Origin of the sequence: Paenibacillus sp. FSL K6-2524 (genome assembly GCF_038005525.1) — a bacterium.
GTDB classification, from domain to species: domain Bacteria; phylum Bacillota; class Bacilli; order Paenibacillales; family Paenibacillaceae; genus Fontibacillus; species Fontibacillus anaericanus.
Genome location: NZ_JBBOSP010000001.1, coordinates 5,640,382 through 5,655,058, shown reverse-complemented (window position 1 = coordinate 5,655,058; position 14,677 = coordinate 5,640,382). Strand labels below are relative to the sequence as shown.

At 45.2% G+C, this 14,677-nt stretch carries 12 protein-coding genes; 8 read left to right on the top strand and 4 right to left on the bottom strand.

Features of this window, described 5'->3' with window-relative positions:
- Positions 1-18 precede the first annotated feature (18 nt).
- Positions 19-366 (bottom strand): helix-turn-helix domain-containing protein, encoded by a 348-nt coding sequence (locus NST85_RS26375; protein ID WP_341190831.1) that lies wholly within the window; start codon positions 364-366, stop codon positions 19-21.
- Positions 367-917: 551 nt separating this feature from the next.
- Here NST85_RS26375 and NST85_RS26370 point away from each other — a divergent pair.
- Together NST85_RS26370 and NST85_RS26365 are read left to right on the top strand one after the other, a co-directional pair.
- The gene (locus NST85_RS26370) at positions 918-1,232 is read left to right on the top strand and encodes a hypothetical protein (RefSeq protein ID WP_341190830.1); all 315 of its coding nucleotides are present in this window, start codon (positions 918-920) and stop codon (positions 1,230-1,232) included.
- Between the two features lie 267 nt (positions 1,233-1,499).
- Entirely contained in the window at positions 1,500-4,583 is a 3,084-nt protein-coding gene (locus tag NST85_RS26365; protein WP_341190829.1) for a SwmB domain-containing protein, read from the top strand.
- A 100-nt stretch (positions 4,584-4,683) separates the two neighbouring features.
- Here NST85_RS26365 and NST85_RS26360 read toward each other — a convergent pair whose 3' ends face one another.
- The 3 genes from NST85_RS26360 to NST85_RS26350 are packed head-to-tail and all read right to left on the bottom strand — an operon-like array spanning position 4,684 to position 5,616.
- Entirely contained in the window at positions 4,684-5,013 is a 330-nt protein-coding gene (locus tag NST85_RS26360) for a hypothetical protein (RefSeq protein ID WP_341190828.1), read from the bottom strand.
- Positions 4,994-5,365 carry a hypothetical protein gene (locus NST85_RS26355; RefSeq protein WP_341190827.1) on the bottom strand — a complete coding sequence of 124 codons (372 nt, stop codon included), beginning with the start codon at positions 5,363-5,365 and terminating at the stop codon, positions 4,994-4,996. Before NST85_RS26355 ends, NST85_RS26360 begins: the two co-directional genes overlap by 20 nt.
- Before the next feature lie 23 nt (positions 5,366-5,388).
- Positions 5,389-5,616: a hypothetical protein gene (locus NST85_RS26350; RefSeq protein WP_341190826.1), complete on the bottom strand. Its 228-nt coding sequence runs from the start codon at positions 5,614-5,616 to the stop codon at positions 5,389-5,391.
- A 381-nt stretch (positions 5,617-5,997) separates the two neighbouring features.
- Between NST85_RS26350 and NST85_RS26345 the strand changes: the two genes are divergently transcribed.
- From NST85_RS26345 to NST85_RS26320, 6 genes are all read left to right on the top strand, one after another.
- A complete protein-coding gene (locus NST85_RS26345; RefSeq protein WP_341190825.1) occupies positions 5,998-8,706 on the top strand; it encodes a stalk domain-containing protein in 2,709 nt (902 codons plus the stop codon).
- Between the two features lie 50 nt (positions 8,707-8,756).
- Entirely contained in the window at positions 8,757-9,917 is a 1,161-nt protein-coding gene (locus NST85_RS26340; protein ID WP_127194033.1) for a sensor histidine kinase, read from the top strand.
- A gap of 4 nt (positions 9,918-9,921) precedes the next feature.
- Positions 9,922-10,650: a response regulator gene (locus NST85_RS26335; RefSeq protein WP_127194034.1), complete on the top strand. Its 729-nt coding sequence runs from the start codon at positions 9,922-9,924 to the stop codon at positions 10,648-10,650.
- Between the two features lie 156 nt (positions 10,651-10,806).
- Complete coding sequence (locus NST85_RS26330) at positions 10,807-11,232, top strand: hypothetical protein (protein ID WP_341190824.1); 426 nt, start codon at positions 10,807-10,809, stop codon at positions 11,230-11,232.
- 173 nt (positions 11,233-11,405) lie between these two features.
- A complete protein-coding gene (locus NST85_RS26325; protein WP_341190823.1) occupies positions 11,406-13,715 on the top strand; it encodes a DEAD/DEAH box helicase in 2,310 nt (769 codons plus the stop codon).
- Complete coding sequence (locus NST85_RS26320) at positions 13,712-14,647, top strand: ComF family protein (protein WP_341190822.1); 936 nt, start codon at positions 13,712-13,714, stop codon at positions 14,645-14,647. Before NST85_RS26325 ends, NST85_RS26320 begins: the two co-directional genes overlap by 4 nt.
- Positions 14,648-14,677 lie beyond the last annotated feature (30 nt).

Genomic DNA, 14,677 nt, shown 5'->3' with positions numbered 1-14,677 from the left:
GACATCCGTTTTTTGTTTTTAGGGATTCTTCTTCTCGTTCTCCCAGTTCAATAGTGAGCGAATTAATTGTAAGATGAAGGCTTGATCCTCCTTAGATCGAAGGGAAAGCATATGAATGATTTCGCTTAGCTCGTCAGTGGGCTCACCAGTTGGATCAATATGTTTAAAAACTTCCTCAAGAGTAACTTCTAATCCCCGCGTGATTTTATGAAGAGTTTCGATCGTTAGATTTTTCTCTCCACGCTCAATTTGCCCAATATAATTCGTATGAAGACTCGATCGTTCAGCCAACTGCTCTTGAGATAAACCCCTCGACTTACGCATATGACGTAAACGCTCTCCAATTCTAGTTACTACATCCGACACAATCTCTCACCTCAGAAAAAGCTTAACCGAGGAATCAATCACTTATAACCCACTATAAGTGTTACTTGACATAACATAACACCTATAGATATGATTATTGTATATTTTCCAATATATAGAATAGATATGTTGTATTCCCATCATGAAAGGGTGATATCTGGGTGGTGCGAATAAATCAGGGTGAGAGGATTCGAATGCAAGGTCTGGCGTGGATCATAATTGGAAGGAAGAGAACTGAAGGCAAACTTATATTGACTAATCAACGGCTGGTTTTCTTTTGTTTGAGTAAGAGAGACAGCGATGGGAAAATTGATCCGATATCTGTTCATCTCGCAGGAGTCTCAATTTTTTACAGAAAGTCATTCATACATCCATTTCGGGGTATCGTCAACTTACACATGGGCAACTGTGTAGAATTAATATTTGTAGTAAATGAGAGAACAGCGTGGGAACGAGTATTTATGAAACAAGAAAACTGAATCAAGAAATTAGTGGATATGAGCAACATTTTCTTCTGTGTTATACTGAAGACAAGTCGAAGAGGGGAAAATATGAGCGAACAGAAATTGGATTTAATTCTTGGGGAAATTGGAAAGATAGAGAATGAGTTAAGTAGCATAAATAAACGACTAGACAGCCATGAAGATTTGATTACGCAACTTATCGGGGTAGTAAAAGCAACGAATGAGATGATCACGGTCATTCAGACGGACGTATCTGTGCTAAAGAAAGATGTATCTGTATTAAAAGATGACGTGACAGAATCAAAGTCTGGACAGAACCGGCAGGATCGAATCCTGGAAACGCTCGCTCTGCATTCTCTCGAGCAGGAGGCAATTATTCGGGAACTAAAGAGAATAAAGTGATCGAATTTCTATAACAACCCTTAGGCTCTAAGCTGTGAACTCTGACCCGTAAGACAGAAACTTTGAAAAAAGTCTCCTCCCTACGGGCCACAGTTCAGATAGCGTAGCTTTAGGGTCTATTTTACGTGTTAGATGGAGGTGGTTCTATAAATATTAATGTAAACCTAAACTTGCGAGCTCTTATTACCGTTAATAAATATAGGTATATCTGATTGGCGTATTACGGTTACATAGAGTGAAGGGGAAGCGGAAAGGGGAACATAGATCATGAAAATGAAAGTTTCAATTTGGATAGTTATGGTACTGCTAGTTAATATGATGCTAGGAGCGAATGTAGATGCAGCCACGTCAACACAAGCTCCAGCGATTGAAGGTTCTGATTTAACAGTAGCAACTAATCTCTCTGATCTTACGAATGTTCGTAATTTCAGTTTACTAAATGAACAAACAGGTGCAATGTCTGTGACTCAAGCTACTTATCCCATTAAGACTTCTTTTAGCCCAGAAAGAGAGAGCGCGAATGCAAGTGTTAGCGGTAATTTGGTTATCACATTCGATCGTAACGTCGCGTTAAATTCGAAATATGGTGAAGGGATCTTCCTAAAGCAGGAGCGTAATGATTCCTCTGTAGCTATCGATGTAAAAGCTAGCGGCAGGCAAGTAATCATCTCGCCTGTAAGAAGTTTGGAAGCAGGGACAAGGTATTATGTTGAAATTGCTCGTACAGCAATCGGTGATGCCGAGAATCCAACAGTATATACTTTTGCTGGGTTGAGTAGGAACGAATGGGTATTTCAGACCGTCTCTTCTGACAAGACAGCACCGATACTTCAAGGCGCAACAATGTATAGTAATACAACAATTCGTTTACGATATGATGAGAGACTAAATTCCTCCTACAATTTGCTGCTCTCTAATTTTACTGTGACAGTAAACGGCGAGACGCGTCGCTTAAACAATGTCTATACCTCTGGTGAGAGTGTCTATATTGTTCTGGAAACAGGGGTGGCAGTAGGGCAGAACGTCAGAGTTAGTTATAGTGGTAGTGGTTACCCGGCTATCCAGGATGAAGCAGGAAACGTAGCGGCTTCTATCTCCGGCAAAGAAGTGATAAACGGAATAGACTCGGTGATGCCTAAGCCTAAAGAAGGCCATATTTCAGGCAGTACACTGACCTTGTATTTTAATGAAAGCTTAAAGAGTGTCTCGAGTTATGCGTATCAACAGTTTACGGTTACGGCTGACGGCGCATCCAAAGGAATTGATCGGATAAGTCAAAGTAGTACGACAATTACATTATACTTATCAAGTTCTGTATCAAATGGAGATGTTGTAAAAGTATCCTATTCTCCAGGTTCTTACCCTCTTCAAGATTATCGAGGGATGGATATTGCGGCGTTTAATGATTTTCTTGTACGAAATTATAACGATACCAGACCTCCGGAATTCACTGGAGTGGAAGGGTCCGGCAATAAGGTGATTCTCACTTATAACGAAGCTCTTAGAACCAGTAATATTCCATTGAAAAGTTATTTCTCAGTGCTAGTAAATAATACGCCTGTATATGTAACGTCTGTGGAGATTGTTTCCAATCAAGTCATACTTACATTGGCTTCTTCGTTTACGAAAGACCAAAATGTTACTTTATCCTATGTATCGGGGATCGGCGGAATTGCTGATCTAAATGGAAATATGGCAGGTTATATTAACTTGCAGCCGATAACTTATAATACGGTGATTGAAGGAATTCGCTCCGCAACAATTACGGGAGATACGCTTACAATCGCATTCAATTCCACTTTAAGAACTTTATCTTATCTACCGGCCAATCAGTTTTACGTAAATGTAGATAAAGGAAATCGGGGATTGCAATCTGCTACGATTAGTGGAAATACGGTAACGCTTAAGCTATCTTCGGCAGTAACAAACGGTCAGGTTATTGATTTATCCTATATGACGGGCGCTGCACCTCTCTATGATAGTCTCGGCAATATCATAAAGAGCTTCAGCAACTTGCAGGTACAAAACTTAACAGGTGGCACAACAACGACAGCAAGTGGCGTTCAGCCAGATTATTTAACGGCGATGTCGACAGTGGATTTTGGCGTTGGAGGATATCAGCTGAACTTAAGTACGGCGCAGGCATCTAGTAGCCAATCCCGGTATGGTATAAGCATGAAGAAGTACGTGATAGATAACGACAAGTTCCAGGCAGCCTTTAAGTATTTAACCGACAATAATATCGCGAGCAAGAGAATTGTGTTCGAAGTTCCTTCTACTGAGAAAGCGGCTGAAGTCGTGATCCCGATGAATGCGTTGATGACTATGTATAGTAGTGGGAAAACAGGCTCTTTCGCAGTAAAATACAATAATGTGATGTATGACCTGCCGATTGAGAAAATACCATATTCAGAAATATCCCGTGCTTTAAGCGCAAGCTCTCTGACTTCTGCTTATATTACGATACAAATTGAACCAATAATGAAAGCTCAAATATCGAGTTTGAACTATAGCAATATCGTGACAACGGCTCCGATTACGGATCCAGTTCAGATTTACGTATCAGCTTACAATGAAACGGCTGTGCAAAACGCAGTGGATGTGGCGCATACAGGCCAGATTTATTTCAAGGCCGCAACATCACCATCTAGTATGTATGTGTATCTTATGAAATATGATCTGGCCGCACGGACAGCTTCCTTTGTGCCAGGGAAGGCAGCAGGTAATGGAAGTTCTTTAGTTTTCAGTGGTAAAGTAAACGGTAATTCTATTGTGGGACCTGCAACGGGATATAGTTACTTCTCTGATACGGCTAAGCATTGGGCCAAGGCTGATATTACCGAATTAAGCAGCAAGCTGATTGTGGACGCACGCTCGGACAATAAGTTTGAACCTGACAAAAATATTACACGTGCAGAGTTCGCAATATTTATTACAAAGGGACTTGGCCTTGTGGGAGATGCATCAAGTGCCAATCGCTTTTCAGATGTAACATCAGGGACGAATGCAGCTTACATTGGAGCGGCAGCTAAGGCGGGGATCATCACCGGAAATACTGATGGAACGTTTAAACCGGGTAGTAACATTACTCGGGAGCAGATGGCACTAATGATGGTACGTGCAATGGATTATGCCGGTCATAACATTTATCTGAATGGGTCGAGCGCTCAAGTTTTAACGAAATTCAAGGACGGTGCTAAGATCCAATCTAAAGAGACAGTTGCTAAAGCTGTCAAAGAAGGTATTATTCAAGGGATGACTGCGAATACGTTCCAACCACAAGGTAACGCAACTCGCGCTCAAGCAGCAGTCATGCTGAAACGTGTTTTGGACAAACTAGATTACTTGTAGGTCTCTATTAGAAAATAGGGCTAGTGGTGTCGCTCCAGTAGATAACGAATCTACTGGAGTGACACCCTTTTTTTTGTATAAAAATGGATAGAGGTAAAATCTATTCGATGAATTCCCATGCGCCTCGTTGTAGTTCGTAGCGATGGATTCGTTCCCCACCTCCGGTGGCAATTGGACGTAGCCATCCTTTGGTACATAGCGAATGAAGAAGTCGGACAGCGGTTCGGTAATTGATACCGAAATGGCTGGCTACTCTCTTCGGAGTAAGTGACTGAGCTTGGGATAGCGCCATGCGAATGACTTCATTCTCAGATATCGTAGAACGCTGGGTAGGTTGCTCTAGCACCAGATAGCGATTGAACAGCATTTGAAGTAGGGTTCTACAAAGCTCTGGCCGATCGCATACATCATCATAAACGAATGAGATCACACGATAACCAGTACACTGGAGGGAACAATTCTCGGTTTAACTCGTCGCAGTATTTTTTGCGATCCATATCGCGCACATGGGGGCCATACCCTTTAATTTCAATAATAAATTTCAATAGTCCCTTCAAATAAGCAAAGTCCCCGAAATAAGATCGACCGCGCCAATCCGCAATCTCATATTCGGGATGTAATCCATCGAAGTTCTCATAGATGGGCCACCACACGTTTTTTAGAAACAGGATTTCTCCGTGGTTGTGTCCGCGCTCAAGTCGTCCTCTTCTCTCTCCTGAACGGAGATTCAAATGCTGTCTAAGAAAAAGTTGATGCTCTTCCTCAAAATTGGCTTTGGCCATTCCTATTCCACTCCTTAACCTCATTAGTTGATGAATGAGAAGTGTTGTTGGTCTGGCAACTTAACGCTACCATACGCAAAAACGCCCCACTCATCATTAGATAGTAGAACGTTCTTCGTCACTGATATACATAAATTATACCGAAATACTTCCAAGTGAGCTAGCGGTGTTAAACGGATTTGGTAGATTAGAGTATAAGCCGCATAACCCACGCTGGAGCCCAAAAATTCCACAGTCGCATCATGTAACACTAGATTCCATAACTATACAACAGAATAGTTGCAGAAAGTGCACTTATTTAGAAGCAAGGGTAAGGGAGAAGGAAGTAGTTGCATTAAGTACATTTAAAAGTGAGGGATCAGCGAAAAGTGGGGTTTTTCCAGTAAATAGATGTAGTTTGTGCAACTAAAATTAGTGGCAGAGCATTATCGCCGAATTTAATTGTACTTTATACAACTGTTGGAGGGGCGCACCGAATCCTTCTCTTTTTGGTGAAAAAGGGACAGATTACATAAATCTAGTCTTTTTTCGTAACTTTTCTGGATTTTTGTAGTCTATTAAGTATGTGCTAGATTTAAAAGTAGAGAGATGCGATAGAATTTCTACATAAGATGGGAGAGTTATAAATTACTATGGTAGTCAGAAGAGAAAAGAAGTTGTCTCGGTTCGTGGTTGGTAAGGGGAAAAAACTAGTTCTAGTAAGTTTGGCCGGACTGATATGGATTCAGCCTGTAGTGAGTCTTGAATGGTTTGGAGGGTATACCTCTACTGCTCAGGCTGCGGCAGATCAAACGCTCAAATCAAGTGAAGAAATGATTACGTCCGGAGCAAAACTTGTAAAATATCAATATAAAACAACACGTTCAGGGAAACAGGTAACCGTTCTCGCGGATGTGATTGAAGTTGATTTATCCAATCCTTATGTTCAATTGAATGTAATGACAGGTAAAGGTGGACAAGTAACGACTAGACAATCTGTTGAGGGAATGGCTAAAGAGAGCGGTGCAGTTGCAGCGGTTAATGGTGACTTCTTTGCAACGACTGGAATGGGTGTTGCAATGGGCGGAGCTGTGTCGCAAGGTACGGTTGTGACGACTCCAGCACAACTTGAGGGGATGTACGCTTTTGCGGTGAAGACCAATGGAACACCTATCATCGACCGTTTTGCGTTTGGGGGTACCGTGATAGCTGAGGATGGCTCGACTTTCCCGCTCACGGGTATTAATCAGGAATCATATAAAACTGAACCAGCTCAAGCATACAGTCATGTGAATAACATGTTTATTTATACTAGTGCATGGAAGTCATTAGAGCGGCCAACAGCCAGTGCCACAACACCAACAGAGGTGCTGGTGCAAGGGGGCATCATTCAGCAAATTTCGATCAAAGCTCCTATTCCGAGCGCCGTGCCTGCAGATGGATATATCCTTCGTGCTCATGGTATGGCGGCTGATTACATCGCTGCTCATATGGTCGTTGGGCAGAGAGTGGATGCTTCGTATCAACTTAGCTCACTAACTACTGGAGAAGAGATTAATCCAGCTGATCTTCAGACGATGATCGGTGGTCATACCTTGCTTGTTGATCAAGGCAAAGTGTCGGCCTTCACGCGTTCCACGACGGGGATCAGTGGTGGCAGCCCTGTGGCGAGAACAGCTTTAGGATACTCACAAAATGGTAAAACTGCCTACATCATTACGGCTGAGAAGAATAATAACAGCTCGGGGATGACGCTTAAAGAGCTGCAGAACTTCATGACTAGCATCGGGGTATGGAAGGGTCTAACGCTGGATGGCGGAGGCTCAACAACGATGGTGACTCGTCCACTGGCGGAGACGACTGCGGGGTTGACCTTCACGACTTCCAATGGATCAGCGGGACAACGAGCGGTAGTCAATGGATTAGGCGTCTTTACGACGGCTCCACAAGGAACTTTGAAGGGACTTGTAGTGAGTGGTACACAATCCTTACTCATTGGACAAACGGCTTCGTATACATTAAAAGGGTATGATAACTATTTTAACCCTATGGATACTTCAGGAATGCAAACGACTTGGAAATCAGACAATGGAAATGTCACATGGACTGGGGATAGCTTCAAAGCAGTCAAAGCAGGAACTTCGCAAATTACGGCAATCAGCGGCGATGCTAAGACTAGTATGAAGGTGAATGTGCTTGGAGGTAGTGACCTCAAGAGCCTGACCTCGGGAACTACATTTGCTTCACTAGAGGCGGGAACTTCGGTCTCTGTACCGGTAACGGCTGAATTGAAGAATGGAAATAAAGTAGATGTGCCAGCGGAATCGCTGAAATGGGAATTCACAGGCATGAAGGCAAGCGTAGCAGATGGTGTACTAACAGTTCAATCTGTGAATAAAGGTGCCAATGTAGCATATGCCACTCCAAAATATGATGGATTCAGCGGAACGCCAATCGTTCTGTCAGCATCAGCAGAGCAAATTTGGGAGAATTTTGAGAATGTAACTTACCCGATATCGTTCACGGGATTACCTGCTGAGACAAAAGGAACCGCAATGGTTACTCAAGGCACGGGAAGTCACGAAAATAGTAAAGTGTTGAAGCTAGATTATGATTTCACAAGTGGTACCGGGAATAGATTTGCTTATGCTCAGATCAACGGTACTACGGGTAAAGGAATTCCAGAAGGCTCAACTGCGATGTCAATCGATGTACTGGGTGATTCAAGTCTGAACTGGCTCAGAGCAGAGTTTGAGGATGCAGACGGTAAGAGTGTTTATGTAGATCTAACACGGATGGTTGATTTCTCCGAATGGAAAACATTTAGTATGGATCTGACTGCAGCGGGACTTAAACAACCGGCTAAGTTGAAACGTCTGTATCTCGTAAACCTGGAGGATGGCCAAGACGAGCGGTCATTGACGGGTAGTGTTTCCTTTGACAACGTAAAATTTACGGCTCCTTCTACGGAAGTTGATTCCAGCTTTCCAAGCGTTACCGTTCAAATGACAGTTGGACAGAAATCGATGTCAGTGGATGGAAAGAAACAGAATCTAGAGGTTGCTCCATTGCTGAAGGGTGGCACGACCTATGTTCCTATTAAGTATGTTCTAGATTCATTCGGAGGAGCAGCCAGCTGGGATAATGTGGCGAAGAAAATTACTGTGACACGTGGTAGTGTAGTGCTCGAATTAACAGTTGGAAAAACTAGTTTCCTATTGAATGGATCGCCAGAAAAGGCAACGGTTGCTCCAATTATTGTAGGTGGCAGGACTTTAGTCCCGTTACGTTTGGTATCTGAACAATTAGGAATTGACGTAAAATGGGAGAAGATAACCAAGTCCATTACTCTTAAATCATGATATGATGAATTTAGATTATTGAGGGGTTTAAGGAAATGGAGAAGTGTTAAGTGGATTTTCAAGCGGATGCTATAGATCGTGTTATAAAAAATGCTGTAGGCGTAATGGAGAACAGCAAACTGCAAATACTCGAAATTTTGGAAACGGCACGTAATGAGTTGAAGTCACTTAACAACGAACTCCAGCAGGTTATGAAGGAAACTGCGGAGACCGTGGAAAAGGTAGATCAACTTGAAGTGAATTACCGGCGTTCCCGTATCCGGCTGACAGAAGTCAGCCGGGACTTTGTGAGGTATAAGGAAGAGGATATCAAGCAGGCCTACGAGAATGCAACACAGTTGCAACTCGACCTGCTTATTTTTCGTGAGAAAGAGATGTATTTGAAAGCACGGCGTGATGATTTGCAGAAGAGGGCAAGAAATGTTGATAAATCAGTAGAACGTGCCGAGACGATTGGGACACAAATGGGAGTTGTGCTGGAATACTTATCTGGTGAGCTTGGACAAGTCACGCGTATTCTAGAATCGGCCAAAAATCGGCAACTTATTGGATTGAAAATTATTTTGGCACAGGAAGAAGAGCGTAAGCGGATTTCTCGGGAAATTCACGATGGACCAGCTCAATTGCTGGCAAATCTAGTTCTTAGGACGGAAATTGTAGAAAGAATGCTCATAAAGCAGGAATTTAAGATGGTACAAGACGAAATAATAGATTTGAAGGGTCAGGTTCGCTCCAGCTTGGAGGAAATGAGAAAAGTCATTTTTAATCTTCGGCCAATGGCGTTAGATGATCTAGGACTAATTCCGACACTACGAAAGTTCGTACATGATTTTGAAGAGAAGACAAAGATAAGGGCGACCTTTGAGACGAGAGGTAAAGAATTTAGACTTTCCTCGCCAATGGAGGCAGCGGTGTTTCGTTTGATACAAGAAGCGCTTAATAATTCTGCCAAACATGCCTATCCGACATTTGTTGGTGTAGAAATCACTTATCAGGCTCAGATGGTAAAAATCATGGTTCATGATAATGGCCTCGGTTTCAAAGTGGAGCAACTTGAGCTGAAGACTAAGGAACATTCTCACTTTGGTTTAATCGGAATGCGGGAACGCGTGGAATTACTGGATGGTAGAATGGAAATTGAATCAGCGGCGAATATGGGCACCAAAATCGTCATTCACATCCCGACAAATACAGAGAAGAGAAAGGAGTAATACGATGGATAATCTTAATTTGGGTAATAGACGAAAAATCAAAGTACTCTTGGCTGACGATCACCAGCTATTTCGTGAAGGACTTAAGCGGATTTTGAATATGGAAGAAGATATTGAAGTTGTGGGGGAATGTTCAGACGGCTCCCAGGTGATGGAAGGATGTCGTTTACACCTACCGGAAATTGTTCTCATGGATATTAATATGCCTATTTTAAATGGGGTTGAAGCAACGGCTCAACTTCGCGAGACACTTCCAGAAATAAAGGTAATTATCCTATCGATTCATGATGATGAGAGTTATGTTTTTGAGACATTACGTAAAGGTGCTACGGGTTACTTGCTGAAGGATATGGAGGCAGAGTCTCTTATTAATGCGATTCGTACGGTTTCCGAGGGAAATGGCTTTATACATCCGAAGGTGACGGGTAAATTGATTCAGCAGCTTCGCCGCATGGAATATCTGAGTGAAACGGGTGCAATTGCTGAAGCGAATGTGAGCCGTGAGGCTGGCGTGAAGTTCGTTGCGGGAGATAATAATCCGCTGACACGTCGTGAGGCAGAAGTGCTTCGCCTGATGGCGGAAGGTCGTAGTAACAAGATGATTGGTGAGCATTTGTTTATTAGTGAGAAGACGGTTAAAAACCATGTTAGTAGTATTTTGCAAAAAATGGACGTGGATGATCGTACGCAGGCTGTTATCAATGCCATTAAATTCGGCTGGGTAACATTATAGTTTGAATGAGCATTAGTCATCCTTTCAGGGATGATAATCATGGTGAGCGATAGCTCAAGAGATCGGACCCATTGATATTGAAGGATAGGGAATAGGTGAGCCCAGTAACCGACGGCCTCTACGCGGCATATATTGTCGCTAAGGGAGGTGAGTTCCATGATTCCCTACATGGGTTGGATTCTGCTGGGCTATGGTTTGGCTGCGGTGTTGGTGCATGTGTTTCACAGCCGATACTTGCGGAGCAAGCGTAAGGGCAACAAGCAGATTCATTATATTTTGGTGACTCATAATCATGAGAATCAAATGGAATGGTATTTAAGGGCTCTATCATGGTATGCAAGATTACGTGGTGAATCTCTGCGTGTAACTGTATTGGATGAAGGATCGCAAGATGATACACTAGCGATTATGCAGCGAATGCAGAACATGAGTGGTATGGATTTGACGGTGATTGGCATCACTGAAGTGCAGGACGAAGTGGAAATGAGAGCGGTCACATCTCCTGATGGAGGAGAGAACTCGATGTATATCGACCTTCGGGTACCACAGGAGGCGGCCAAAATCCCTTATGTCCATGTCTGAGTTAGAACAAGAGCACGAACAATTAAATAAGAAAAGGTGGAAGCGAATTAAGCGGATGCAGAAGACACAGCAAAAGCAGAATAAGCCGAAGCGAATGAAAGTGTGAAGCACACTCTTAGGGCCAATGGGCCGGGGAGTGTGCTTTTTTGCGTTATCTAGGGGAGGGGAAAGGGATGAAGATTAGTGTATATGCAGTAAGATTAGCGAACGGTTGGAAGCTTGAGGTTAGTTTGGATTTACGAGTGGATATGTGGTGGTGGATAAAGGGTGGGGCACTGGCTGTGGAGCAGACAAATAGCAAGCAAGAAACTAGAGGTATAGAACGAATAAGTAGGGAGAAATCAAATAGAGGTATAGACCGATTAAATAACGAGCAAGTGACTAGAGATGTAGAGCGAATAAATTGTGAGCAAGCAACTAGAGACATAGAACATAGAAAGATTAGAGAGGTGGGTAACTATGGTCAAGATGTGAAAGTAATGATCTTACTTTCCAATTCTATGCCGTTAGGATGGGCGATTACATTATGTGAAGGGTTCACCCATCAAGCTAATATGGATAACTGGACATTGGACGACTGGGCAAGCTATATGAGGCTTGGGTTGAAGGAAGAGTTAGCGTTGGAACGGAAGGCGCAGGAAGACGGAGGTAGGAGCGAGCGGGAGCTAAAGGGGAGAGGAAGAGTAGTAGTGGGGAGAGTCCCAGCAGTAACGGAGAGAGACCTGGTAATAATGGATCGTCCAAGTTGGTTGTGGGAGAGAGAGAGCGGGTTGTCTCCGTTAGGAGTGTCGCTTATAGGGCAGGAGGTGGGAGACGATTTAAGAGAATGGGATATTGCGTTCGCAGAGGCGGATTGGCTGGCATCCGCGCTGGAAGGGCGCTCGCTGCTGGAGGCGGAGCTTCAGCAGCTACTGGCGGAGACCGCGCCGCGGCTTGTACCAGCGGCGTGGCGCTTTGCCGCTCAGCTCGCGCATCTGCAAGGGCGCGTGCAGTTCACCGCGGGCGTGGCTCCCGCCACCGCCCGCTCTGGGCAAGCCCCGCGCCTGCTATCGCGGCGCCGGGTCCGGGCACCCCGCTGCCGGCGTTGTGGCAGCGAAGTGCATCGCCGCACGCCCTGCGGGTCATGCGGCTCCAGCAGCTGCGCCTACTGCGAGGCCTGCCTCGCGCTAGGGCGCAGCCGCTCTTGTGCGCTGCTGCTTCGCGGCAGCGTCAGGGCCGCCGTCGTGCCGTCCGCTGGAGGCGACACGGCAGGCTCCACCCCCACCGAGTCCTTGCTGGACCGGTGGGGGCTCAGCCCCGCGCAGCGCATGGCTGCGGGGGCGGCACTGAGCTTCCTGGCGGAGCCGCAGGAAGTGGGCAATTCCGCCCGAGCGCAGCGCGGGGCGGGGCTCTTGCGGCGCGCGGCATTACGCGCGCGCCAAGCACTTCGCGGTGGCGGCTCTGCTACCGCTACTGAAGAATCACAGCCGCAGAAGCCGCGAAGTTTCCTGCTCTGGGCCGTCACCGGCGCAGGCAAGACGGAAATGATTTTTCCGTTGCTGCGATATGTATTAGACCAAGGTGGGCGTGCGCTGATAGCCACGCCGCGGCGAGATGTGGTGCTGGAGCTAGCCCCACGTCTTGCGGCTGCCTTTCCAGAAGAGAAGATTGCCGTTCTCTACGGGGGGAGTTCCCAGCGATGGGGAGAAGCCCAACTTTTTCTGGCTACGACTCATCAACTACTACGTTTTTATCGATCATTTGATCTGGTCATAATCGATGAACTTGATGCTTTTCCCTACCATAATGACCCCATGCTCGCTTATGCAGCCGAACGTTGTTGCAAATTGGAAGGGCGCTTTGTCTTTTTATCAGCAACACCACCAGCTGCTCTGCAGCGGGAGATTGCTGCGGGACGGTTGCCACATGCCAAGGTTCCAGCCCGCTTTCACGGACATCCCCTTCCTTTACCTGCCCACATCACTATGAAACGAGTAGAGGATTGTCTACATCGGAAATCAATTGGTGCTTCGCTGACCCGTTATCTGCAAGTGTCGATCTCCCGCGGCGCACAGATATTTGTGTTCGTTTCTCGCATCCGCCACATTATGCCTCTGGTAGCACTACTGAGACTTCGTTTCCCCGGTCTTGCAATCGATGGGACGTCGTCACAAGACGAGGAACGTGCGAGTAAAGTTTTGGCTTTCCGTTCAGGAGAAATAAGGATGCTGATTACAACAACCATTTTGGAGCGTGGTGTCACGGTACCGCGTAGTGATGTGTACATTTTGGATGCAGATAGTGGATTGTTTGATGAGGCATCTTTGGTACAAATGGCTGGACGTGCTGGGAGATCTAAGAATGATCCTGCGGGTATGGTTGTGTTTGCCTCTCCAGAGTGGAGTAAGTCCCAGCGGGGGGCTAGACATCAGATCAAGTCAATGAATATGATCGCGCGCAAAAATGGTTTTTTGAGAGAATCGAAGGGAGGATCCGGAAGATGACGATGTTACAGAAACAAACGATCAAAAATCCAATAATGCAATATGGAGGAGAGGGTGTATCATGGAGAACGCTACTCTCGTCGATTCATAACTTGCTATCTCCACAGGGAGTTTCTTGTTTAGTATGTGGCAAGATGATATCAGCAATAGTTCGGGGATATCCGGAACTTTGTCACGTATGTTATGCTTCCATTCCTTGGATCATGAAACCACGATGTTATACCTGCGGGCGCCCTGTTGGTTGTCCGGATTGTAGTCGTCAGAGTGCTGGGTCCCGTAACTTTATTCTGAACCGTAGTGCGGTAGCTTATAATGCGACGATGCGAGAGTGGTTGGGCCAATATAAATTTCGAGGTCATGAGGCATATGGCCCGGTGTTATCACGAATAATGGGCTGGGCGATGACACGAATGTTGCGGGAACTAGCTACCGAACAGGGGGGAATCTCTATTCACTTCGATGCTGTTACTTTCGTACCGATCAGTGAGGAAAGACTAATGGAACGTGGGTTCAATCAAGCCGAGTTGTTAGCACGGGGAGCAGCTTCCGTTAGCGATATTCCTCTTCTTGCCCTATTAGAACGTACTAGACATACCGAGAAACAAAGCTTCAAGAATCGGCGTGAACGGCTGCATGATATTCAAGGCCTCTTTAGGCTCTTGCCAGATGTGGCCGAGCGGCTAGAATCCGTAATGCAACAACCTTCTCATAAACCCTCCTTACGTTCTCGCTTTACATCCCAGTACAATGCGACTAGGGCGAGAAACTCGATTCTTGATAAACCATCAGATACTCCACTTACCCTGTTACTCATCGATGATGTATACACGACTGGAAGTACAATTGACGCGTGTTCGGAGGTTCTGTTGGAGGGGTGTTCTCAGCTCGGCCGGAAGGGGGAGGTATATTGTCTTACTTGGGCTCGTTCCTGAAATTTACATATTTCGACGGATACATACAAA

Excerpts from the sequence above, each read along its gene's own strand:
- NST85_RS26370 (WP_341190830.1), top strand. The coding sequence starts at position 918 with ATGAGCGAACAGAAATTGGATTTAATTCTTGGGGAAATTGGAAAGATA.
- NST85_RS26365 (WP_341190829.1), top strand. The coding sequence starts at position 1,500 with ATGAAAATGAAAGTTTCAATTTGGATAGTTATGGTACTGCTAGTTAAT.
- NST85_RS26355 (WP_341190827.1), bottom strand. The coding sequence starts at position 5,365 with ATGGCCAAAGCCAATTTTGAGGAAGAGCATCAACTTTTTCTTAGACAG.
- NST85_RS26345 (WP_341190825.1), top strand. The coding sequence starts at position 5,998 with ATGGTAGTCAGAAGAGAAAAGAAGTTGTCTCGGTTCGTGGTTGGTAAG.
- NST85_RS26335 (WP_127194034.1), top strand. The coding sequence starts at position 9,922 with ATGGATAATCTTAATTTGGGTAATAGACGAAAAATCAAAGTACTCTTG.
- NST85_RS26330 (WP_341190824.1), top strand. The coding sequence starts at position 10,807 with ATGATTCCCTACATGGGTTGGATTCTGCTGGGCTATGGTTTGGCTGCG.
- NST85_RS26325 (WP_341190823.1), top strand. The coding sequence starts at position 11,406 with ATGAAGATTAGTGTATATGCAGTAAGATTAGCGAACGGTTGGAAGCTT.
- NST85_RS26320 (WP_341190822.1), top strand. The coding sequence starts at position 13,712 with ATGACGATGTTACAGAAACAAACGATCAAAAATCCAATAATGCAATAT.